Genomic DNA, 22,619 nt, shown 5'->3' with positions numbered 1-22,619 from the left:
TTTTTTGTTTAATCTGAAATTTTAGTTACGGTTCCTTTTTGTTTTTGGTCAGAGCCTACTATACCAAATTCAAAGGTATAGGATTTTCCCGAAGTCGTCAAGATTTTCATATTAATTGATTTTTCTTCGGCCATATTTTTAGGGTGGAGTTTTCTCAGAATGTATTCACAATCACTTACCCATCTTATCGAAGCAGTATCTGTTTTTCCTTCGAAAGTTTCAATTTCTATGCTGTCGTTACGTTCAAAAAGTGTTACTTTTTTTTCACCATTTACTTCATATTCAAAACGAAATTTACCGGTTTTAAAATCTTTGCAATTGTGTTCGGCTTGATAGCAGGAAGCAAAAAGCAAGAGTAGTGGAAGTAGTATGATTTTTTTCATTCGATTTATCAGTTTAGATTCCTCTCTAAGGGAGTAGGGGGTGTGCATTTATTGAATTTTAATATCGTATTTGTCTAAAAGTCCCGGAATTCCTTGCATCGAAAACTTTGCTTTTCGCATTGGGTTGAATTCGGGATCAATTTTATAGTTGTATGCTGTCAGGAAATTGACTTCTTTTAATTGGGTATCATTAAAAACCGCATTGTCTAAATTGCAATTATCAAAAACCGAATTCGAAAGATTGCTCCCAATAAAACTCACTTCTTTCATTGAACAGCAACGGAAAATGCTTTTAGGCATTTTTTTATTCGAAAAAGAAGCATAATCCAAAATGCAGTCATTGAAACTCACGGCAAACATAAAATCAGCGCATAGGTTAAATTGAATTCCCAATAGTTTACAATTGGAGAAATGCACGGTTTTTAAGCTTGTTTCTCCCAAAGAAGTCATCGAAAGATTGCAGTTGATAAACTCGCAATCCATAAAAGTATTGTTTGAAAAATCGCTGTTAGAGAAATCACAGTTTTTAAAAACACAATCTTCAAATTCGCGATTGCTTACTTTTTTATTAATGAAAACTACTTTTTCAAATGTCTTTTGGATGTGAATTAAATCTTCCATTTAATCGTTAAATAAAGCTTTCATCATGAATTGTAAGCCTTTAAAAGCTAAAATTACTGCAGTAATACAAAATGCTATTCCGAATCCCAAAACCAGATAATGCCACACATTTTGCTGGTTCATAAAAGCATTGTGAATGAATGAAGGTCCTATAAAAAGCAAAGGCAAAGCCCCTGCTAAGTATTTTACGCCTTTGGATAATAATTCTTTGTTTGTAGCCATGGCTAAAGTTAGAAGTTAGAAGTTAGAAGTAGGGAGAGACATATAACGCATAACGTTCAACTCACAACTTGGAATTATAAAAATCAACAGCTTTGCGCACGCTGCCGTGTTCTTTTAATAATTGAGCGGCTTCCTCGTAGCTTACGGGAATTTCGCCCATAATCATTTTGGTTCCGCGATCAACGAGTTTGTTGTTGCTCAATTGCATATCGACCATTTTGTTGCCTTTAACTTTTCCTAATTGGATCATTGTGGCAGTCGAAATCATGTTTAAAACCAATTTTTGAGCTGTTCCGGCTTTCATTCTCGAACTTCCCGTTACAAACTCCGGTCCTACGACCACATCAATAGGGAATTGTGCTTTTTGTGAAAGCGGACTCGCTGCATTGCAGGAAATGCTTCCCGTGATAATATTATTTTTGTTACAAGCCTCTAATCCGCCAATAACATAAGGCGTTGTTCCCGAAGCGGCAATTCCTACCACCACATCATTTTCGTTAATATTGAATTCCTGTAAATCAATCCAGGCCTGAGTTGCATTGTCCTCGGCGTTTTCCACCGCTTTGCGAATGGCTTTGTCGCCTCCGGCTATTATTCCTACAACCAAATCAAAAGGAACTCCAAAAGTAGGAGGACATTCCGAAGCATCCACCACCCCTAAACGTCCCGAAGTTCCGGCGCCAATGTAAAATAAACGTCCGCCTTGTTTCATTTTAGCAACAATCTGAGTGACTAAAGTTTCAATTTGGGGTAAAGCTTTTTCTACAGCAAGCGGAACGGTTTTGTCTTCGTTATTGATATTGGTCAATAATTCAGTAACCGACATTTTTTCTAAATGTTCGTATTTCGAGGATTGTTCGGTGGTTTTTATGAAGGTCATTTTTATTTTTGAGTTTCTGAGTTGCAAAGATTCAAAGGTACTAAGTTAAATCGAAGTTTAACTTAATTCAGTTTTCTGGAATACAATGATTTCTTACTGATATGTTTTTACTTTCTAGTTCTTGTTTCATTTCTAGCCAAGTTTTATCGGTTAAGGAACCGGCAAAGTAAGTTTTAGTATTAAAATCTTTTGAAATTATTCTTAAATTATTAGGCTGTTTATGTTGTCTGTCATAAACAACTTCTCTGATGTCTGAAATATTGTAAATGTCTTTTACCCAAAAGTAATAATGATTTCTTATGATAAAAAAGTTTTCAGATATTTCAAAAAAATACATTGCTCTTGAGTTCAATAAGAACCAAATCAAGCTAATCAAACTTATAAAAGTAAGCCCAGTAGAATTGTTGGGTTTTTTTGAAAAAAAAGGAATAAGAATGAAAAACAAGATTACTCCCCATGTCATAATTCCTCTGAATGAAAAAACAGGATTTCCTTTGTAAGGAATAAAGAATTCCTGATTAATATCTATGAAAGATTGTTTTTCTGTTGAGATTTCTGTTTGTTCATTCTTGTCTACGACGTTTTTTTGGATATAACATTTTATATCAGAGATATTAGAATAGAAATCATCGAATATTTCAATTTTTTTATTGTCTTTAAAAATTAAAGTAGCGCATTCACCAGTGGTGAATACCATATCACCTTTCCCCGTTAATTTTACAGTGGTTAAATCTTCCCAGGGATAAAAAATATTTTTAAAAAATAAGCCTTTTGTATTTAGTACAAAATTTGATGCATTTTTTATAAATCCAATTGTTATTGAAATTGCGATTCCGAAAATAAATAAAGTTCCAAGACCATATTTGCCATTATTTAATTCTAGACTTTTTATTAATAAAAAAGAAGCGAATATAGTTAGAACTATATTACACAAAATTAAAGTTAAATAGAACTTATAAGGATGTCTTTTTGAAGTGATTTCCATCTTTTATAAAAAATAAGCCAGCGCGATTCCTAACACAATCATCGAAACTTTGGCAATATTAAATTTATGTCCTTCGCTGCTTTCGAAAATAATAGTTGACGAAATATGGAATAATATCCCGATTACTACAGCGGTAATTTCGCTATGGTATTCATTTAATCCTGTCAGATAATCAGAGGCGAAAGTTCCCAGCGGTGTCATCAAAGCAAAAGTAAGCATGAAAGCAAAAATAGCCTGTTTGTTCAGGTGTGAATTGATGAAAAATGTAGTCAAAATAATCGCAATAGGAAGGTGATGAATGGCAATTCCCAGTGCTAAATTATCATGATTATGACCTACAGGAAATCCTTCCAGAAAAGCGTGGATACACAAACTGATGAACAATAACCACGGAATATGTGACATATTTGGATGTCCGTGAACGTGACCATGTTCGGCACCTTTAGAGAAAAATTCCAGAATAATCTGGAACAAAATCCCCATCATGATAAAAATTCCCGCATTCTGTTCATGACTTTCACCAAGAGCATGTTCGTGACTTTCGTAGATTTCAGGTAATAAATGCATTACCGTCAAAGAAAGTAAAAACGAACCACTAAAAGCTAATAGCAGTTTGAGGTTGCTTTTGTTTTTTGGTTTCAAAACCAATGCAATCAGGTAGCCTAAGAGTACAGAAAGTAAGGGTAAAAGGTAATTCATTTTTTTTGTTGAATCGGTTAATAGGTTAATCGTAGAATCGGTTAAACAATTCAACGATTAAACAAGTAAACTATTTAAAGATAAGAATAAGTCGTTCACTTTCTGTTTTATGAAACTTCTTTAATTTATAATCGCCAAAGATGTCTAAAAGATAAATCCCCGCTTCTTCCATCATGGCTTCAAAATCCTGTAAAGTCAGGGCTTTTACTTTTTCGGTGAAATGGTATTTCTGACCTTTATCTTCAAAATCAATTTCTTTAAAAATATGACCGTCGGCTACATAACGTTTCAGGTGAAAATCGATGCCATCCACGGTTTTTACTTCTTCGGGAACCAGAGTGTCAATTACCTGATGTACATTCATAAAGTCAATAACCGCAAATCCGTAGTCGGACAGGCTGTTTTTGATGGCTTTTAATGTTGTAAGATTGTCATCGTCGTTTTCGAAATAACCAAAACTGGTAAACAAATTAAAAATAGCATCGTATTTTTCTTCGAATTCCTCACGCATGTCGTGTACTTTAAAATGCAGGGTTTCATTCGCATTTTTGCTGGCTTCGGCAATACTGTTTTCAGATAAATCAGCACCAATAACATCAAACCCCAATTGGTTCAGATAAATCGCGTGACGACCTTTGCCACAGGCTAAATCCAAAACCTTAGCGTTTTCAGGAAGATTTAAATAATGGGTTAAATTATCCATGAAAAGCTGCGCTTCTTTGTCATTGCGTTCTTTGTAAAGAATGTGATAATAAGGAGTGTCAAACCAAGAGCTAAACCATGTTTCGTTTGTTTGGTCTTGATTTGGTATAGTTGTTTTTTGTGCTGCAGACATTTATGTTGTTCAATTAATTCTATCCCGCAAATTTAGTGTATTTTTGCGGAAAAATAGCCAAACAGAGTCGATACAACACGATTCAATTGGTAAAAAAAAGATAAATTTTATTACAGATTGTATTTCCTGCAAAGCAATCTGTTTGAATAGACGCAAAAGATGGAAGAAAATTTTAAGATGATAGCCAAAACCTTTTTTGGTTTTGAAGAAATATTAGCAACTGAATTACGAAATTTAGGAGCACAGGACGTAGATCAGGGAGTGAGAATGGTGAGTTTTAAAGGGGACAAAGGTTTTATGTACAAGGCCAATTTGTCTTTACGAACTGCTTTAAAAATCTTAAAACCGATTTATTCTTTCAGAGCCAATAATGAAAAAGCATTGTACAAAGGAGTTTCCAGTGTAAACTGGTCTAAGTTTATCAATGCCAATCAGACTTTTGTGATTGATGCGACAGTGCATTCGGAATATTTCAATCACACCGAATTTGTTTCTCAAAAATGTAAAGATGCCATTGTGGATCAGTTTAGAGAAAGAACCGGACAGCGTCCAAGTATTGATAAAGTACATCCTGATTTAAGAATCAACATTCATATCGATAAAGACCAGGTTTCGGTAGCTTTAGATACTTCCGGAAAGCCTTTGAATCAAAGAGGTTATCGAAGTTCGACTAATATCGCTCCGATAAACGAAGTTTTGGCAGCGGGAATTTTATTGCTTTCAGGTTGGGACGGACAAACGGATTTTTTAGATCCTATGTGTGGTTCGGGAACTTTCCTTGCTGAAGCAGCGATGATTGCCTGCAATATTCCGGCTAACATTAACCGTAAAGAATTTGCTTTCGAAAAATGGAAAGACTGGGATAATGATTTGTTTGACAAAATCACCGATAGCTTGCTTGGGAAGGTGCGTGAGTTTCATCATACGATAAAAGGTTATGACAAAGCGCCATCGGCAGTGAGTAAGGCGAAGGAAAATATCCGAAATGCAAATCTGGAAGAATATGTGAGTATTGAAGGCAATAATTTCTTTGATACCGAAAAAACATCGGAAGGGAAATTGCATATTGTATTTAATCCGCCTTATGATGAGCGTTTGGATATCCACATGGAAGAATTCTATAAAAATATAGGCGATACTTTGAAGCAAAGTTATCCGGGAACCAATGCCTGGTTTATTACAGGAAATCTGGATGCATTGAAGTTTGTAGGTTTGCGACCATCGCGAAAAATAAAATTATTCAACGCCGGATTGGAAGCACGTTTGGTAAAATACGAAATGTACGAAGGTAGCAAGAGAACGAAATTTCAACAGTAGTTTCTAAGTTACTAAGCTTCTAAGTAGCTAAGAAAAGTTAGTAATAAATATTAATTAAGGAGTCAGGATAAAATTCTCAGGAACTTAGTATCTCAGAGCCTTAGCAACATTAAAAACAATGACAAAATTACAATTAAGAGCATTTTTATATCAGCTGGGAACTTTTGCCTGTTTGTTTATTTTATTCCGTTATTTAATACACTCTTATAGCGGACTTAGCGGCTTTTGGGAACCGTTTACGGCTTTTGTAGTAGCAACATTAATTGGTCCAAAATTTCAGGCTGTAAAAACTAAGGATGGCGAAAAATTATTTATGAAATGGATTTTTCTAAAAGGGATTAGGGAAATAGGATAATAAGTGTTCAGTTTTCAGTCTGCAGAAGGCATTGATCAGAAAGCAAAAAACAGTTTCAGTATTCAGAAATGTCAACATAACGAAAAACCGCAAATTCGCAAATTATATAATTTGCGAATTTGCGGTTTTTATTTTTACACTAAGTCTGCTTTCTGAAGACTGAAAACTGCTTACTTTTTCTCTGTTTTTTTAGTTTCAGGAGCTTTTACCACTTTTTTAAAGATAGGAACAAAATAAGTTACCGTGTAATTGAAACCTACTCCAAAATCGCCGTTATAAGTCCTGTTAAAGCCCGGAATATATAGGTTTTCAAAATTAGCAGGTTGTTTGTTATTGATTAACCTATTAAAGCGAAGACTGAAACCTACAAATATATTGTTGAAAACTTTGGCTTTCATTCCGGCGACTACTTCAATCCAGCTGGCGGTTAAACCATTGTATTTTTGTCCGGATGTTAAAGGAGGAATTTCTCCAAAATACTGATTGGTATTGTAAATTTTAAAAGTATTCAATTCTTGGTTGAAAGTACTAAAACCGTAACGTAAACCAATAGAAATGATATTTTCCATGTCCAGCCAGTTTTCGTAGCCGTTATAGTCAAAACCTACTTTTAGATAAGAACCTTTGGTGGTGAAATTTAAACGTTCGTCGTCGGTAGTTTTATTTTCGTTACCCACTTCGGCGGCGATATAGTGTTTTTTATCCCAACGATAATCACCCACTAATTCGATTCCTTTATAATCTTTGTCATAAAAACTACGGCTAAGTTTGAATAAATCGACACCTACACGCACTCCGTAACGGTCTTTTTTTACAGGAGTAATGATAGAATCGGTTTTGGGAGTAGTTGCTGTGTTTTTTTTGGCTACAGGAGCATTTTTAGGTATGCTACCTTCGTTCAAATTCTCTTTTACGGGTGCTTTGGTTTCTTGAGCATTTGCAAAAAGCAAAAACAAAAACAGAAAGCTACTAAAAATAGATTTCAAGGTGTGTTTCATTTTCGTTAGCTATAAGACTATTTTTTACGGCAACATATTGCATCCATTTCAAATCAGGAGTGGCTGCATCGGTGTGAACAAATGGATTGTCTGATTTTAAGGTATAATTAGTTTTAAAACCACAGGCACGTGACACATAAATGTTTTCGGTTGTGTAATTAAAAGTAATAATGTCTTCGTTTGCGGGTACTATTACATTGGTACTTCCATAATTCAAAATAAAATGAAATTTGGTAGTTTCAGCATTTACTTTTAATGGGATGGAAACCGTACTTCCATTGATTAAAGTGCTTCCACTAAAGGTAACAGCTTCTTCCATTCCGTCAGCAAAGATGCTCAGATTGGTTACGTTTTTTTCAACAGAAGCATTGTTGTAATCGTAAAAAGTAATCACCAATCGGGGAGTAGTTACTGTGTTAGCGTCACAAATATCGTCTTTCTCACAACCGGAGAAGGAGAGGCAGCTAATCAATAAGAGTACTATTATTTTCTTCATGTAATAATTATTCAGTGTTCAGTTTTGAGTGTTCAGTTTTGAGTGTTCAGCATGGTTAATACTGATTACTGCTACTGCATACTGCCAACTTTTTTTATCGTCTTTCTAACAATACCACATTCTCCACGTGATGCGTTTGCGGGAACATGTCTACAGGACGCACTTTAGTTACCTTGTATTTTTCGTCCATTAAAGCTAAATCACGGGCTTGTGTAGCCGAATTACAGCTTACATATACCACTTTTTCAGGAGCAATTTTCAGGATTTGTTCAATCACATCTTTGTGCATTCCGTCACGTGGCGGATCGGTGATAATTACGTCCGGTTGTCCGTGTTGTGCAATGAAAGCATCGTTGAAAACTACTTTCATATCACCAACAAAAAACTCACAATTGTCAATGTTATTGCGTTCAGCATTGGCTTTAGCATCCTTAATTGCGTCAGGAACGCTTTCTACACCAATAACTTTTTTAGCTTTTTTAGAAACAAACTGTGCAATAGTTCCCGTTCCGGTATATAAATCGTAAACAGTTTCATTTCCGGTTAATCCGGCAAAATCTCGGGTAATTTTGTATAATTCGTAAGCCTGATCCGAGTTGGTTTGGTAAAAAGATTTCGCATTAATGCTAAATTTCAAACCTTCCATTTCTTCCAGGATGTAATCGCGTCCTTTGTATAATTTAATGTCCTGATCATACAGCGTATCATTCGCCTTATTGTTCACCACATATTGCAACGAAGTAATTTGCGGGAATTTGGCATACATATGATCCAATAACAATTCTCTATTAGCTTTATCATCTTCGAAAAACTGAATCAAAAGCATGATTTCACCAGTCGAAGCCGTACGTAACATCACCGTTCTTAACAAACCGGAATGTTCTCTTGGATTAAAGAAAGTCAGATTATTTGCATTAGCAAAATCACGAATTTCGTTTCTAATCGCGTTCGATGGATCTTCCTGTAAATGACATTTTTTGATGTCCAGGATTTTGTCCCACATTTTTGGAATATGAAAACCAAGGGCATTTCTGTTTCCTAAATCTTCATCGCTTCCAATTTCAGCTTCGGTTAACCAACGGCTGTTTGAAAACGAAAATTCCATTTTATTTCTGTAGAAAAACTTTTTCTCCGAACCTAAGATTGGTTCAAACTCAGGAAGTTCAATTTTTCCAATGCGTTGCAGGTGGTTTTTTACCTCATTGTGTTTGTAAAACAACTGTTGGTCGTAGTTCATGTTTTGCCATTTGCAACCGCCGCAAACTCCAAAGTGCTCACAAATTGGATCCACACGGTGTTCTGAAAGTTCGTGAAATTTCACTGCTTTTCCCTCGTAATACGCCTTGCGTTTCTTGAATGTTTGCACATCCACCACATCACCCGGAACCACATTCGGGATAAACACTACTTTACCATCGGGAGCTTTCGCTACCGAAACGCCTTTTGCACCTGCATCAAGGACTTTTATCTGATGAAAGACAACTTTGTCTGTATTTTTTCTACCCATGGCGCAAAAATAAGTTTTTGTACGCTTTTATAAATTCAATTTGGGAAATATTTTTGAAAACAGATGTTTTTTGTAGCTAATTCACTTTTAGAACAAATATTTGTTAGCAAGGAACTACTCTTTTTATCGTGACTGTGCTGTGTTTGTGGAAAGGAGAGAGACACAAACAATAGAAATAAAACAAATAACTGTGGAGAGATAGCTTGATTGTCTTTTAATAATTTCAGAATCAGGCTATAGAGTTAACTTTAAAGTTTACAATGTTAATTTTAAGGCATCATTTAATCGCAACGCTACATTGTCCCAATTAATAATATTGAAGAGAGCATCTACAAAATCGGTACGTTTGTTTTTGTATTTTAAATAATAAGCATGTTCCCAAACATCAATGACTAATATTGGAATCGCACCCCATTGTGTTAATTTTTCGTGGTTTTCGCATTGTAAAACTACAAGACTATCACTATAAGGCTGGTATGCCACAATACCCCAACCATTGCCATCAACATTTTTGGCAGTTGCAGCAATTAATACTTTTAATCTTTCGAAACTGCCAAAGCTTTTTTCAATTCGCTTTAATAAATCACCTTTCGGCAAATTACTTTTATTGGTTAGATTTGTCCAAAAAATTGAATGCAAAATATGAGATGAAAAATGATAAGATAGTTTTTTTGTCCAAAAATCAACAGTCTCCAGATTATTTTCATCCAAAGCTTTTTTTATCATTTGTAAATCTTTGTTAGCTCCTTTCACTGCTCCGCCGTGATGAAAAGTATAATGGAGATGCAAGGTTTCTGCATCCATATAAGGTTCTAAAAAACTTTCGCTATAAGGTAAGGTTTGTTGAATATAATTACCATTGGCATCTACTAATTTGTCAATCGAATTATCTGTTAAATTTTCAGCAAACGCATTGGTAGTTGGAAGCACTAACGCAGCTGCACCAAACAATGTACCCGATTTTAAAAAATCTTTTCTGTTCATAGTAGTAATTTTATAACAACCCCTACAACTGCCGCAACAGCAATAATATAAGGTTCTTGGATTTTCTTGATATAAAGTAAAGCAAAAATTGTTGCAATAGCTATAAGTGTTGTTGGAATATCTAAAATACTTCTGGAAGCAATTACTCCTACAGCTCCAACCAAAGCCCCCACAACAGCGGCTGTAATACCATCTACAAAAGCTTTGATAGATTGATTTTGTGCAATTTTTTTAAAGGATGGTGCTAAAGCAATTGTAAATAAATAACAAGGTAAAAATGTGGCTAAAGCAGCAACCATAGCACCTGGAAAACCAGCAACTAAATAACCAATAAAACCAACTGTAATAACAACAGGACCAGGAGTAATCATTGCAACGGCAACGGCATCTACAAATTGATGTTCTGACAGCCATTGATTTTCTACCACAACTCCCGAATGCAAAAAGGGTACAATTGCCAGTCCGCTACCAAATACAAATGCTCCGGCTTCCGCAAAAAAGAGGGCAATTTTTATTAGGGTTGAATTATCATAGCTCCAAAAGCCCATTTGCAAGAGAACAACAGAATTGGCGGTTTTGTTATTGAACCATTTTGGAGGAGCTTTGAAAAACATATACAAAAGTCCGGCAAATACAAATAATAAAACCTGTTCCTGTTGTGTAACCAATGTTATCACTACCGCAACTATAAAAAACAGCCATAATAACCAATTGGTTTTAAAAGAGGATAAATTAAATTTTCCAATAGATTTTGTAGTAAGTTTATAAGAACTCATTACAATAATACCAATAACGGCGGCACCTACACCATAAAAGACAGCTTGTATCCAAGACAATCCTCCGTATAATTTATAAACGATTCCCAATAATACAACCATTATAAAAGATGGTAGAATAAAGGCAAATCCCACTAAAGTTGCTCCCAGAAAACTGTAATGTACAAAACCAAGATAAATTGCTAATTGTGCGGCTAATGGACCAGGAGCCAATTGTGCTAAAGCTAAACCTTCTTTGTATTCTTCTTCTGATATCCACTTTCGATCTTCGACTAAATTCTTATGCATATAGCCGACTAAAGCAACTGGACCACCAAATCCAATTGTTCCTAACTTTAGGAAATACAATACTAATTCTTTTAACGAGTATGTTGGAGTATGTTTCATTTCTGTTTTCTATTAAAGAAAACAAAACTATAAATGCTAATAAAATAGAAATAGTATGCTGTTTACTTTTTGTATCTGAATTACTTTTTTGTGTTTTTTTTACGGTAAGAAGATGGATTTTTTCCTGTATGTATTTTGAAAATTCTCGTAAAATGACTTTGGTCTGAAAATCCGGTCATATAGGCTATTTCCGTTAGCGTGTAGGATGAGTTCTCAATTAGATTAATTGCCTTTTCGATTCGTAATTTTCTAACATAATCACCAAAATTAAGATCATCAAAATACTTGGAAAACTCTCTTGATAAATAAGAGGGGTTGATTTCTAAATCATTAGAAATTTTTTTTAAATCAAAAGTAAATTGAGTATCAATCTGATCCTGAATAATTGCTTTTAAATCTTTGACCCAAGCCGGTGCTTTTTTATTAGTTGTTTTTTTCTCCTTTAAAAATTTAAGATACACTTCGTGCAACAGATTTTCGAAAGGGCTATTTTGTAAATGATTTTGTTTGTATAAATGTGTTGCCCAACTGTATAATGCATCGTAAATAATTATTCCGTTTTCTAATAACTTATAATCATCGGTAATGTTATAGGAAAGTCCCGCTGAAATTGCCCAAAGTCCCGCCGATTCTTTTGCAATATCGTGTCTGTCGGTGTCTGCGCCACGAACAATGTCAGCAATAATCAGGATAGCAGGGTCTGTGATTTGATATTTTTTCACAATGTAATCAAACGTGCTTTTTTCCTCATAGTGTGTAAATTCGACATTAGGAATGTCAAATGGGATGGCATTTAATTCTTTTGCTTTATCCAAAACTTCGCTAAATGGAACATAAATAAATTCAGCATCTTTATCGACAAAAGTTTTTATTAGCCAAGGAGAGGCTATTCGGTCAATTTTTGGACGTTCTCTGGTAATCCATTTCATGTTGTAAGTTTTTAATATTGTTTTCTAATTTACTGATATATCTTAAAATCAACAGCCTTTCATTTGAAAGGCTGTTTAATAAACTGAATTAAAAATTACAATTACAGTATTTTGGTAATTTTATAGCAATAATTACATTATAATTGGTAACAAATATATACCAATTATTCTTCCACATTCTTCATTTTCATCAATAAAGAATAAGCTCCTTTTGTCACTATTGTGGCTTCATTCAAATCATTTGAAAGAATTTCTGTAAAACCATTTTCGGTATTTCCTGTTGTTACTTTTTTCATTTCAAATTCTTTGTCTGACTTTGCTACAAAAATATAGTTTTTATTTTCATAAGTAACAATGGCATCAGAAGGCAAAACATTCGATTGCTGATTTTTCACTTCAACTTCGGCATTCATATACATTCCCGGTAAAAGTGTTTTGTCATAATTGGTAAAATAACAGTGTATTTCAGTGCTTCGGTTTTCGGTAAAATCCTTACCAATTAATATTATTTTGCAAGGATGTTTTTTCTCCGGGTCAGTATTGGTGTAAGCCAATAACGATTGGCCAATGGCTAATTTATCGATGTCTTTTTCAAAAACAGTCAATGCCAAATGAATGTCGGCCGGATTTACGATTTCAAATAAAATATCACTTGGGTTTACATATTTACCCGTATTTACGTTTACTTTAGAAATATAACCGCTTATTGGCGAATAGACATTAATACTTTTTGAAATGTTTTTTGCCGATATATTGTTTGGATTTATTCCTGCAAACTTTAATTTTTCACCATAGGATTGCACCATTACAGCCAATGAATTGTACTCAGCTTGTGCTTGCTGATAGACTTTATCACTACTCGCTTTGCTTTGATTGAGTTCTTTTTGACGTTCAAATTCTGCTTTGGCATAACCAATTTTTGCTTTGGCTAATAAATAATCTTCTTGCAATTGTATGTATTGTTGATCTTCGACAATGCATAAAACCTGTCCTTTGGTAACATGCATTCCTTCTAAAAGTTTAGTGCTTTTTAAATAACCACCCATAGGCACACTTATAGAAACTAAATTTTGAGGCGGTACATCTATTTTACCATTTAGTTTTAATGTTGCGGAAATTTCTTTTTGCTCAATTTTTCCTGTTTGAATACCTGCATTTTTTATCTGTGCATCGGTAAGTGTTGTTGTGTTTTCAATCGTTGCTTTTTCTGTTGTTTCCTCCTCTGCTTTTTTGTTTCCGCAAGAAGTAAGGAATAGAAGAGCTGTAATTGTTATCAATATATTTTTGCTCATAGCTTTTATATTTTGTTTTCGATTTTTTGCAAATGTTTGATGTTTTTTTGAATTCATTTCGCTGGCATTATTTAGTTAATGAATTGAGTTCAATAATGCTATTGTTCAACTTTCTGACAGCTTCAATATAATTACTTTGAATTTCGATATTCTGATTGTTTAGCATCACCCATTCTAAATAATTGATATCACCATTGATGAATTTTTTATTGGCAGCATTAGTTACTATATCTACATTTTTCAATGCCTGGTTTTCATAGTAAGTAATTGTTCCTTTGTTTTTTTTGTACTCCTGAAGCAATTCCTGATATTGAGTTTGCAGTTTCAATTTTTCGCTATTCAAATTATTTTCGGCAATTTGAGTATTGATTTCTAATGCCTTTTGTCTGTTTTTTATAGACGAATTGAATAAGGGCAAAGCAACACCAAACTGACCATAAACACCATTGTAGCTGTCTTGTAAAGCAGTATTGGTTTTGAAAGTCTGCCAATATACACCACCGATAAGTTCAGGCATTTTTTTTGATTTTTCTAATGCAATTTCGGCTTTGCTACTATTTACTTCCTGCTCTTTTAGTTTTATGCCTGGCAGATTTGAAATGCTATTTTTATCTGCATTTTCTTCAAAAGTCATTTTGTATTGATTCCAAACAGGCACAAAATCTTTGTCGTCATTTAATAAATACCTGAATTGAGCCTGAAGCATTTTATAATCGCTCACGACTTCCTGCAATTGTATTTTGATTTGAGCTGATTGGTTTTCGGCAGTTGCTTTTTCTAAAACATTGCTTTCTCCTCTGTCAAAACGAAGTGTTGATTTTCTTAAAAATTCGGAGTAAATACTGTCGCTTTTAAGCAGTAATCTTTCTTTTTCTTTTAAGTAAACCATTTCATAAAATACGGTTGTAACCTGCTTGGTCAGTTCCTTTTTTTGCAAAGCTTCGTTCCATTCCCCAGCTTTGGCTTGTTCTGCCAAAAGCTGTTTTTGTCTTTTGTAAACTGTCGGGAATTTTATGCTTTGGGAAACACCAATTTTTATATCATTCATATTGGTGTTAAACTGACCGTATTCGCTGACAATTCCTGTATTGGGAATATCATAAGCTGTTTTAGCCATTTTTTGCAAATAATCTGAATTGAGTTTTTGGTTTTTGACTTTCAAATTGTTTTGCAATGCTGTTTCAACGGCTTTGTCAATTGTAATTTTTTCCTGAGCATTTGTATTTTGAAAGGAGAGAAACAATCCCAACACAATGATAGAAGTAATCGATTTTATTTTTCCCGGTTTTAATTTAATTCCTTTTTCAAACATAATGTATAAGATAGGTAAAACAAATAAGGTTAGGAATGTAGCAACAATAAGTCCTCCAATAACAACAGTTGCTAATGGCTTTTGTACTTCTGCTCCTGAACCGTTACTTATTGCCATTGGTAAAAATCCTAATGATGCTACAAGTGCTGTCATTAACACAGGTCGCAAACGTATTTTTGTTCCCTGTAATACAATTGCTTTTAAGTCGGTTTCGCCTGATTTTTTTATACGGTTGAATTCGGCTATTAAAACCAAGCCATTTAAAACCGCCACACCAAATAAAGCAATAAATCCAACTCCCGCACTGATACTGAAAGGCATTCCACGCAATGCTAAAAAGAATATTCCACCAATCATTGACAAAGGAATTGCAGAGTAAATCAATAATCCTTGTTTAAGAGATTTGAAAGCGAAATACAACAAAATAAAAATTAATAATAATGAAATAGGAACAGCAATCATTAATCGTTGTTTGGCTGCATTTAAGTTTTCAAAAGCACCGCCATAAGTAGGGTAATAGCCTGCCGGGAACTTAATTTGTGCGCCTACTTTGTCCTGTAATTCTTTTACGATACTTTGCACATCACGACCACGCACATTAAACCCAACTACAATTCTGCGTTTGGCATCTTCTCTTTGTATTTGATTTGGCCCTTCTGTAATGGCTACTTTTGCCAATTGCGATAAAGGAATTTGTGAACCGTTTGGCGTAGGAATCAATAAATTTTGAACGTCTGCTAAATCCTTTCTTTTTTCTCCTGCCAGACGAACCACTAAGTCAAAACGCTTTTCATCTTCATAAATTAATCCTGTGCTTTGTCCTGCAAATGCTGTGTTTACAATTCGATTAATATCTTCGATATTGAGATTGTATTGAGCAATGGCAGCCCGGTTATAATCAATTACAATCTGAGGCATTCCGGTAACGCTTTCTATATAAAGGTCGGAAGTACCTTTGACGGTATTTACAATTTTTCCTAATTTGTTAGCATATAACGCTAAAGTATCGAGGTTTTCGCCAAATATTTTACAAACTACATCCTGTCTGGCACCGGTCATTAATTCGTTGAAACGCATTTGAACAGGATATTGAAAACCATAAGAAACACCCGGAACAGCTTCAAGCTCCTTTGCCATTTTTTCTGATAATTCATCGAAAGTTGCTGCAGATGTCCATTCGGATTTATCTTTTAGAATAACCATCATATCGCTGGCATCAATTGGCATTGGGTCAGTAGGTACTTCGGAACTTCCTGTTTTACCTACTACTTTTTCTACTTCCGGAAATTTCTCTAATAATATTTTTGCACCCTGTGAGATGGCTGTCATTGAAGTCTGTAAATTACTTCCGGGCAAAACACGGGTTTCTACCGCAAAATCTCCTTCCTCTAGTGACGGAATAAACTCCCCACCCATAAACGAAAGTGTAATGATAGCCAAAACGAATAATGTTAGTGTGACTCCAATTATTTTTCTTGGGATCGCTAATGCTTTTTCTAAAAGCGGCTGATAGAAATTTTCCAATTTTTCCACCATTCTGTCTGAAAAAGTTTGTTTATGAATGATCTTTTTATTCAAAAATAAAGATGTCATCATAGGAACATAAGTCAATGATAAAACGAAAGCACCAAACAGAGCAAAAGCAATTGTTTGCGCCATTGGCAAAAACATTTTTCCTTCGATACCTCTTAATGTGAAGATTGGAATGTAAACAATTAAGATAATTAACTCGCCAAAAACGGCAACATTTCGCATTCGTGTTGAAGTTTCTAAAACAACGTCATCCATTTGATTTTGTGTAATTTCTCCCTGCTTTCGGCTGTGTAAACTAAACAAACAGGCTTCGACAATAATTACAGCGCCATCGACAATTAAACCAAAATCTAATGCGCCTAAACTCATTAAGTTTCCGCTTACGCCAAATATATTCATCAGTATTACAGCAAATAACATTGCCAATGGAATTACAGAAGCCACAATTAAACCGGCTCTTACATTTCCTAAAAAGAATATTAAAACAAACAGAACAATTAAGGCTCCTTCAATTAAGTTTTTACCAACGGTAGCAATCGAATTATTAACCATTTTGGTACGATCTAAAAACGGTTCTATTATCACTCCGTCAGGTAATGTTTTTTCAATTTGTGCAATTCTTTCTTTAATATTTTGAATAACAACATTACTGTTAGCACCTTTTAACATCATTACTACAGCACCGGAAACTTCTCCTTTACCGTTATAGGTCATTGCTCCGTAACGAATAGCACTGCCAATACGTACATCTGCAACATCACGGATAAATAAAGGACTTCCGTTATTGGTGTTTTTTATAGCAATGTCTTTTATATTTTCGATTGTATTGATTAGCCCTTCGCTTCGGATATATAAAACAGTTGGACCTTTTTCGATATAGGCACCTCCTGTATTTTGGTTGTTTTTTTCTAAAGCGGTGAAAACATCAGCAATGGTAATATTGTAAGATTGTAGTTTGTTTGGGTCAATTGCAATTTCAAATTGCTTTAGTTTTCCGCCAAAACTGCTCACTTCGGCAACACCTTCAACACTTAACAATTGACGGCGTACAATCCAGTCCTGTATCGTTCTTAATTCGGTTTCATTGTATTTTTTCTCAAATCCGGGTTTGGCTCTTATCGCATATTGATAAATTTCGCCTAAACCTGTGGTTACGGGTGCCAGAAAGGGTTCTCCAATTCCGTTTGGAATTTGGTCTTTTACAGTACTCAGTCTTTCGGCTACTTGTTGTCTTGCCCAATAAACATCGGTTGCGTCATCAAAAACGATGGTAACTACTGATAAACCAAAACGGGAGAAACTTCTAATTTCTTTTAGCCCCGGAATATTACTATTAGCCTGTTCAATTGGAAATGTGATTAAACGTTCAATATCGGTGGCACCCAAAGATGGGGCAGAAGTGATTAGTTGTACCTGATTGTCTGTGATATCGGGAACTGCATCAATCGGTAATTTGGTAAATTGATAGATACCATAACCAATAAGCGCAAGGGTAAATAAAGCTACTATGAGTTTATTTTTTATAGAAAATTCTATGATTTTATTCAACATAATTTTGAAATTAATGAAATTGATAAAACGGCCATATCGCTACAAATAAATAGCAAACAGCATTCTAACATCTAATTAGTATTTTTATGAAAATTACTAATTAGCTATTATAAAAAAAATCATTAACTCAATTTAGGAGGAAGCCAAATACAAGTAAAAACGTTAGAGGTATAAAACTCTTTGTAAAGAGGAACAGTATTTTTTATGCTAATATTGATTGGTTTTTTGAAAAAAATATAAGGTTGATTCTCAAAAGCAATAACCGTATTGATGTTTGTATTGATTGTTTTGAAAGGTAAGTTTTTATGCTCGTCGTGTTTGTCAGTATCAGAATGTTGACAATTATCACTATAATGACTTTTTACGAAATCAAGAAATGTTACATTGTTTTCGCCTTTGTGATTGCGATGTTCTGCGAAGTGTTCAATTAAGTTGGGTAATTTCAATAACTGTCCTAACTCTGTATTGGCAGAGAGAAATACAAATAGGAATGATATCGCAATTATTTTTTTCACAAAGACAAAAGTAAGATATTATTTGATTCTCTGCATCGTTTTGAAAAATATTTGTAATATGAAATTGATATTAGAAAGCTGTTTTTTATGATAATTGTAATTGTACAACTGTTAGTTTGAGTGTTTTATTCCCAAAAGCTGTCAAGTCTTCGTGTTGTTGATAAGCTTTATAATTGCTCAATTTTATGGGCATGGAATATATAATTCCGCACTATCTTTAAATAATTGAGGATATTCCTTAAATAAGAGGTTTTTTTAAGGCTTTTCTCTCCCCACAAATTTTCCTTTGCCTAATAAAAAATCAATCGCTTTTAAAATGTTTTTATCGATACTTTCTTCGGTTTTTAAGTGGGCAATATAACGGATGATTTCATGCTGTAAGGATGGACGTAATTTTTGGAAAACGCTATTGGCAGCTTCGTCGTCGTTTAGAGCTTTTAAAAGTTTCGGGTGAATGGGGATTGCTCTTTTTTCAGCATTGTAGTCAATGCTTATTGTTATTTGTTCGCCAATTCGTTTCGGGGAATTTTTAAGCATTTTGGTGTTGATATACAGTCGCCATTCGCTTTTAAATTTCATTAAGGTTTGGGTGTAAGGAATGGAGTTTACAGCACCTTTTACAGGAATCGGACCTTTGGATTTAGATGCTTTTTCAAAGATGTGGTTCAGTATTTCTTCGGGTACAAAAACAAAAGGATTGATACCTATAATTTCAATGGTTGCTGTAAAAGTATAGGCTGTTGCTGTTGTCATAAAGCAGGTATTAAAATATTGGAATTAAAGTTAATTCACTTTTTTTAGGAAATAAATATTGTCGGTTTCTTTAATTTGCAGGCTTCTTTTTTCGGGATGAAACTCAAAAAAATAGCCTAATTCTTTATTCATGAAATAATTATCAGCAATGGCTTCAACTTCAAATGTTTTACCTTTTGATTCAATCAATAATTTAGTGTTGTTTTTGGTACAATTCACCACTATTTGATCGGAAGAATATTGGCCAAGGTATTTGTCTAAATCTTCGGATTTTAAATTGGTGTTTTTAGAAAAAGGAATTGTAAAGGGCTGGTTGAAACAAATTTTCAGAATCCCTTCAATCAAGTCGACTCTTGGATAATCGATTCCGTTAGTGCAATAGACTAATGACAATTTTTGCTTGGGGAAATACCAGGCTGCGGTGTAAAATTCTTCGACTCTTCCGTTGTGTCCAAAACTGTTTTCGGAACCGTATTTATCTGAAAATAGTCCCATACCGTATTCATTAATAATGGTTTTCATCTTAGATAAGCTGGATTTATTGACCAATTTATTAGAAAATAAAGCATCAATAAACCGAACCATATCCGTTGGTGTCGAGATAAGCGCACCAGCTCCTCCATGAGTATCCAAATTTGTTTTTGCAACCGGATTCCATTTGTTTTCAGCATATTTATAAGAACTGATGCTGTTGTTTTTTAAATTTGAAATGCTTCCGTAATAGGTGTCATTAAGTTTGAGTTTAGAGCTAATTCTTTTCTCAACCGCATTGGCATAAGGCATTTTGAAGTTAATTTCGATGATATAACCTAATAAAAGATAGTTGCTGTTAGAGTAATCGTTTTTTGTTCTGGGTTCAAAATCACTGCCTTTTTCTTTTATAATCTCCAGAAGTTCGTCAGGAGTTTTGGATTTATCCATCCAATCAGAATAATTAGTGTCTTTAGTATAATCATGCAAACCGCTTCGGTGGTAAAGCATATCGGCAATGCTAATTTTATTTGCATTAGGAAGTTGGGGATAGAAATCACTTAATTTTTGTTCCAGTTTGATTTTTCCTTCTTCTATAAGTTGGAATATCAGGACGGCTGTAAACATTTTGGTAGTGGAACCAATTCGGTATTGTGTTGCAATGGTCGTGGCAGTTTTTTTATTATTGTCAATAGAAGAGTAGCCAATTGCTTTTTGATAGCTTATTTTTCCATTTTGAAAAATACTCAAACTGCCCATTGCTAAGTTTTGTGAAGCAAGCACATCAAGAAACTGGTCAATTTTCTTTTTGTTTATTTTTTGGCTATAACAGGAAAAATGGAAAAAAGTACATAAAAATAGAAGAGTAATTATTTTGTTCATTGTATCTGCAAGCTTCGAATTGACAATATTGGTGAGAAAAGAGCAAAAGTTTGATTTCAAATATAGTGAAAGAATGATTGATAATAAAAAACCTCGTTTTATCTCATAGTGAGTAAAACGAGGTTTGGTATTTTAAAAAGATTGAATTTTTAAATCCTTCAATCTTTTAATCTTTCAATCTAAAAAACTACAAATCCGATCTTAAGATAGCTCCGTTACTAGCGTTAGTAACTAAAGAACGGTATTGTCCTAACCATCTTGAAGTTAATTCTTTTTTCAACGGAACAAATTCTGTTTTTCTTTTTGCAATTTCTTCGTCAGATAAGTTTACTGATAAGATGTATTGGTCAACATCAATGTGGATTTCGTCACCGTCTTTCAATAAACCAATCATTCCGCCTTCGGCAGCTTCCGGAGAAACGTGACCAATAGAAGCTCCACGAGTGGCTCCACTAAAACGACCATCAGTAATTAAAGCTACTTTGCTTCCTAATCCCATTCCCATGATTAAAGAAGTAGGAGCAAGCATTTCCTGCATTCCAGGTCCTCCTTTTGGACCTTCGTAACGGATAACTACCACATCACCTGCTTTTACTTTTCCGCCTAAAATTCCTTCGATAGCTTCCGGTTGTCCGTCAAAACAAACTGCTTTACCTGTGAAAACTCGGTCTCCGGTAATTCCGGCAGTTTTGATAACAGCTCCCTGCTCGGCTAAATTTCCGTATAAAACAGCTAATCCACCTACCTCAGAATAAGGATTGTCAATAGTGTGAATGATATTAGTATCTTTGATGTAAGCGTCTTTGATTTTTTCTAATAAAGTTTCTCCTGTTATCGTTAAGTTGTCTAACAAGATATCATCACCACGTTTTGTCATTTCTTTCATCACTGCATTTACACCTCCTGCAGTGTTGATGTCTTCCATGTGAACGGTTGATAAACTCGGAGAGATTTTAGCAATATGCGAAACTCTTTTAGAGATGCTGTTGATGTCTTCTAAGTTGAAGTCAACGTTAGCTTCTTTGGCGATAGCCAACATGTGTAAAACAGTATTTGAACTTCCACCCATAGCCATGTCTACAGCAAATGCATTTCGAACAGCTTTTTCGTTAAGGATGTTTTTCAATTTAAATTTTTCAGTTTGTGCAGCGTCTTTTGCAATTTCGCAAATTCTTCTTGCAGCCTGACGGTATAATTCTTCACGCTCTTTTGTTAAAGCTAAGATAGTTCCGTTTCCAGGAAGAGCAATTCCCATTGCTTCCATCAACGTATTCATCGAGTTAGCTGTAAACATTCCGGAACAACTTCCTCCTGAAGGACAGGCATTACACTCGATATCTTTTAATTCCTCATCAGTGATTTCACCTAATTCGTGTTTTCCAACGGCTTCAAAAGCGGTAGCCAAATCGATAGGCACTCCGTCTTTAGTATGTCCTTTTTTCATTGGTCCACCACTCACAAAAATAGTAGGAACGTCTACACGTAAAGCCCCCATAATCATACCCGGAACAATTTTGTCACAGTTAGGAATCGCAATCATAGCATCCAGTTTATGAGCATTCATTACCGATTCGATTGAGTTAGCAATGATTTCTCTTGAAGGCAATGAAAAAAGCATTCCGTCATGTCCCATAGCAATCCCATCATCTACTCCGATAGTGTTGAATTCAAAAGGTACACAGCCGTTAGCTTTAATTTCTTCTTTGATAATTCTTGAAACACGATCTAAAAAGAAATGTCCGGGAATAATTTCGATATAAGAATTGGCAACTCCAATGAATGGTTTGTCAAAATCTTCATCCACTAATCCTGTTGCTCTGAATAATGATCTGTGCGGTGTTCTTTGATGTCCTTTTTTTACTTCATCACTTCTCATAATACGCCGTTTTTATATGCTTTTAAAATTTGTATGTTTTATTTTTTTTCGGTGGCAAAG

21 protein-coding genes are annotated in these 22,619 nt (G+C 34.5%); 2 read left to right on the top strand and 19 right to left on the bottom strand.

The window, feature by feature from the left end:
* Positions 1–8 precede the first annotated feature (8 nt).
* The 7 genes from BLR17_RS12015 to BLR17_RS11985 all read right to left on the bottom strand — a co-directional run bounded on the left by BLR17_RS12015 (position 9) and on the right by BLR17_RS11985 (position 4,625).
* On the bottom strand, positions 9–383 hold the full coding sequence (locus BLR17_RS12015) for a DNA topoisomerase IV (protein WP_066330034.1): 375 nt from the start codon (positions 381–383) through the stop codon (positions 9–11).
* Between the two features lie 48 nt (positions 384–431).
* Positions 432–1,004 carry a pentapeptide repeat-containing protein gene (locus tag BLR17_RS12010; protein WP_066330033.1) on the bottom strand — a complete coding sequence of 191 codons (573 nt, stop codon included), beginning with the start codon at positions 1,002–1,004 and terminating at the stop codon, positions 432–434.
* Entirely contained in the window at positions 1,005–1,226 is a 222-nt protein-coding gene (locus BLR17_RS12005; RefSeq protein WP_066330032.1) for a DUF6095 family protein, read from the bottom strand.
* Between the two features lie 61 nt (positions 1,227–1,287).
* Positions 1,288–2,106: an N-acetylmuramic acid 6-phosphate etherase gene (gene murQ, locus BLR17_RS12000; RefSeq protein WP_066330027.1), complete on the bottom strand. Its 819-nt coding sequence runs from the start codon at positions 2,104–2,106 to the stop codon at positions 1,288–1,290.
* Between the two features lie 67 nt (positions 2,107–2,173).
* Positions 2,174–3,091, bottom strand: a complete 918-nt coding sequence (locus BLR17_RS11995; RefSeq protein ID WP_066330026.1) for a hypothetical protein — start codon at positions 3,089–3,091, stop codon at positions 2,174–2,176.
* A 3-nt stretch (positions 3,092–3,094) separates the two neighbouring features.
* Positions 3,095–3,790: a ZIP family metal transporter gene (locus BLR17_RS11990; protein WP_066330217.1), complete on the bottom strand. Its 696-nt coding sequence runs from the start codon at positions 3,788–3,790 to the stop codon at positions 3,095–3,097.
* Between the two features lie 70 nt (positions 3,791–3,860).
* On the bottom strand, positions 3,861–4,625 hold the full coding sequence (locus BLR17_RS11985) for a class I SAM-dependent methyltransferase (protein WP_066330025.1): 765 nt from the start codon (positions 4,623–4,625) through the stop codon (positions 3,861–3,863).
* Positions 4,626–4,784: 159 nt separating this feature from the next.
* Here BLR17_RS11985 and BLR17_RS11980 point away from each other — a divergent pair, with 159 nt between their 5' ends.
* Positions 4,785–5,942 (top strand): THUMP domain-containing class I SAM-dependent RNA methyltransferase, encoded by a 1,158-nt coding sequence (locus BLR17_RS11980; protein ID WP_066330020.1) that lies wholly within the window; start codon positions 4,785–4,787, stop codon positions 5,940–5,942.
* A 118-nt stretch (positions 5,943–6,060) separates the two neighbouring features.
* Positions 6,061–6,297, top strand: coding sequence for a hypothetical protein (locus BLR17_RS11975; protein ID WP_066330019.1), 237 nt, complete (start codon positions 6,061–6,063; stop codon positions 6,295–6,297).
* Between the two features lie 170 nt (positions 6,298–6,467).
* Here the strand turns inward: BLR17_RS11975 and BLR17_RS11970 are convergent, their stop codons facing one another.
* The 12 genes from BLR17_RS11970 to ilvD all read right to left on the bottom strand — a co-directional run bounded on the left by BLR17_RS11970 (position 6,468) and on the right by ilvD (position 22,559).
* Positions 6,468–7,295 (bottom strand): DUF6048 family protein, encoded by an 828-nt coding sequence (locus tag BLR17_RS11970; protein WP_066330017.1) that lies wholly within the window; start codon positions 7,293–7,295, stop codon positions 6,468–6,470.
* Positions 7,267–7,791, bottom strand: coding sequence for a DUF6452 family protein (locus tag BLR17_RS11965; protein WP_066330016.1), 525 nt, complete (start codon positions 7,789–7,791; stop codon positions 7,267–7,269). Before BLR17_RS11965 ends, BLR17_RS11970 begins: the two co-directional genes overlap by 29 nt.
* 94 nt (positions 7,792–7,885) lie before the next feature.
* Positions 7,886–9,298 (bottom strand): 23S rRNA (uracil(1939)-C(5))-methyltransferase RlmD, encoded by a 1,413-nt coding sequence (gene rlmD, locus BLR17_RS11960; protein WP_066330014.1) that lies wholly within the window; start codon positions 9,296–9,298, stop codon positions 7,886–7,888.
* A gap of 255 nt (positions 9,299–9,553) precedes the next feature.
* On the bottom strand, positions 9,554–10,282 hold the full coding sequence (locus BLR17_RS11955) for a superoxide dismutase (protein WP_066330013.1): 729 nt from the start codon (positions 10,280–10,282) through the stop codon (positions 9,554–9,556).
* Positions 10,279–11,445, bottom strand: coding sequence for a chromate transporter (locus tag BLR17_RS11950; protein WP_066330012.1), 1,167 nt, complete (start codon positions 11,443–11,445; stop codon positions 10,279–10,281). The genes BLR17_RS11955 and BLR17_RS11950 overlap by 4 nt, the downstream gene beginning before the upstream one ends.
* A gap of 80 nt (positions 11,446–11,525) precedes the next feature.
* The gene (locus tag BLR17_RS11945; RefSeq protein WP_066330011.1) at positions 11,526–12,374 is read right to left on the bottom strand and encodes a chromate resistance protein ChrB domain-containing protein; all 849 of its coding nucleotides are present in this window, start codon (positions 12,372–12,374) and stop codon (positions 11,526–11,528) included.
* Positions 12,375–12,538: 164 nt separating this feature from the next.
* On the bottom strand, positions 12,539–13,666 hold the full coding sequence (locus tag BLR17_RS11940) for an efflux RND transporter periplasmic adaptor subunit (RefSeq protein ID WP_066330216.1): 1,128 nt from the start codon (positions 13,664–13,666) through the stop codon (positions 12,539–12,541).
* 67 nt (positions 13,667–13,733) lie between these two features.
* Positions 13,734–18,062 (bottom strand): CusA/CzcA family heavy metal efflux RND transporter, encoded by a 4,329-nt coding sequence (locus BLR17_RS11935; RefSeq protein WP_066330009.1) that lies wholly within the window; start codon positions 18,060–18,062, stop codon positions 13,734–13,736.
* A 122-nt stretch (positions 18,063–18,184) separates the two neighbouring features.
* Entirely contained in the window at positions 18,185–18,577 is a 393-nt protein-coding gene (locus BLR17_RS11930; protein ID WP_066330008.1) for a hypothetical protein, read from the bottom strand.
* Positions 18,578–18,832: 255 nt separating this feature from the next.
* Positions 18,833–19,330 (bottom strand): YdeI/OmpD-associated family protein, encoded by a 498-nt coding sequence (locus tag BLR17_RS11925; RefSeq protein WP_066330006.1) that lies wholly within the window; start codon positions 19,328–19,330, stop codon positions 18,833–18,835.
* 30 nt (positions 19,331–19,360) lie between these two features.
* Complete coding sequence (locus BLR17_RS11920) at positions 19,361–20,683, bottom strand: serine hydrolase domain-containing protein (RefSeq protein ID WP_066330004.1); 1,323 nt, start codon at positions 20,681–20,683, stop codon at positions 19,361–19,363.
* Positions 20,684–20,870: 187 nt separating this feature from the next.
* The gene (gene ilvD / locus BLR17_RS11915; protein WP_066330002.1) at positions 20,871–22,559 is read right to left on the bottom strand and encodes a dihydroxy-acid dehydratase; all 1,689 of its coding nucleotides are present in this window, start codon (positions 22,557–22,559) and stop codon (positions 20,871–20,873) included.
* Between the last annotated feature and the right edge of the window lie 60 nt (positions 22,560–22,619).

The sequence above is a fragment of the Flavobacterium glycines genome (assembly GCF_900100165.1).
In the GTDB taxonomy this organism is placed as follows: Bacteria; Bacteroidota; Bacteroidia; order Flavobacteriales; family Flavobacteriaceae; genus Flavobacterium; species Flavobacterium glycines.
The sequence above is the reverse complement of the archived record's forward strand: the minus strand, read 5'-3'. Positions and strand labels throughout refer to the sequence as shown.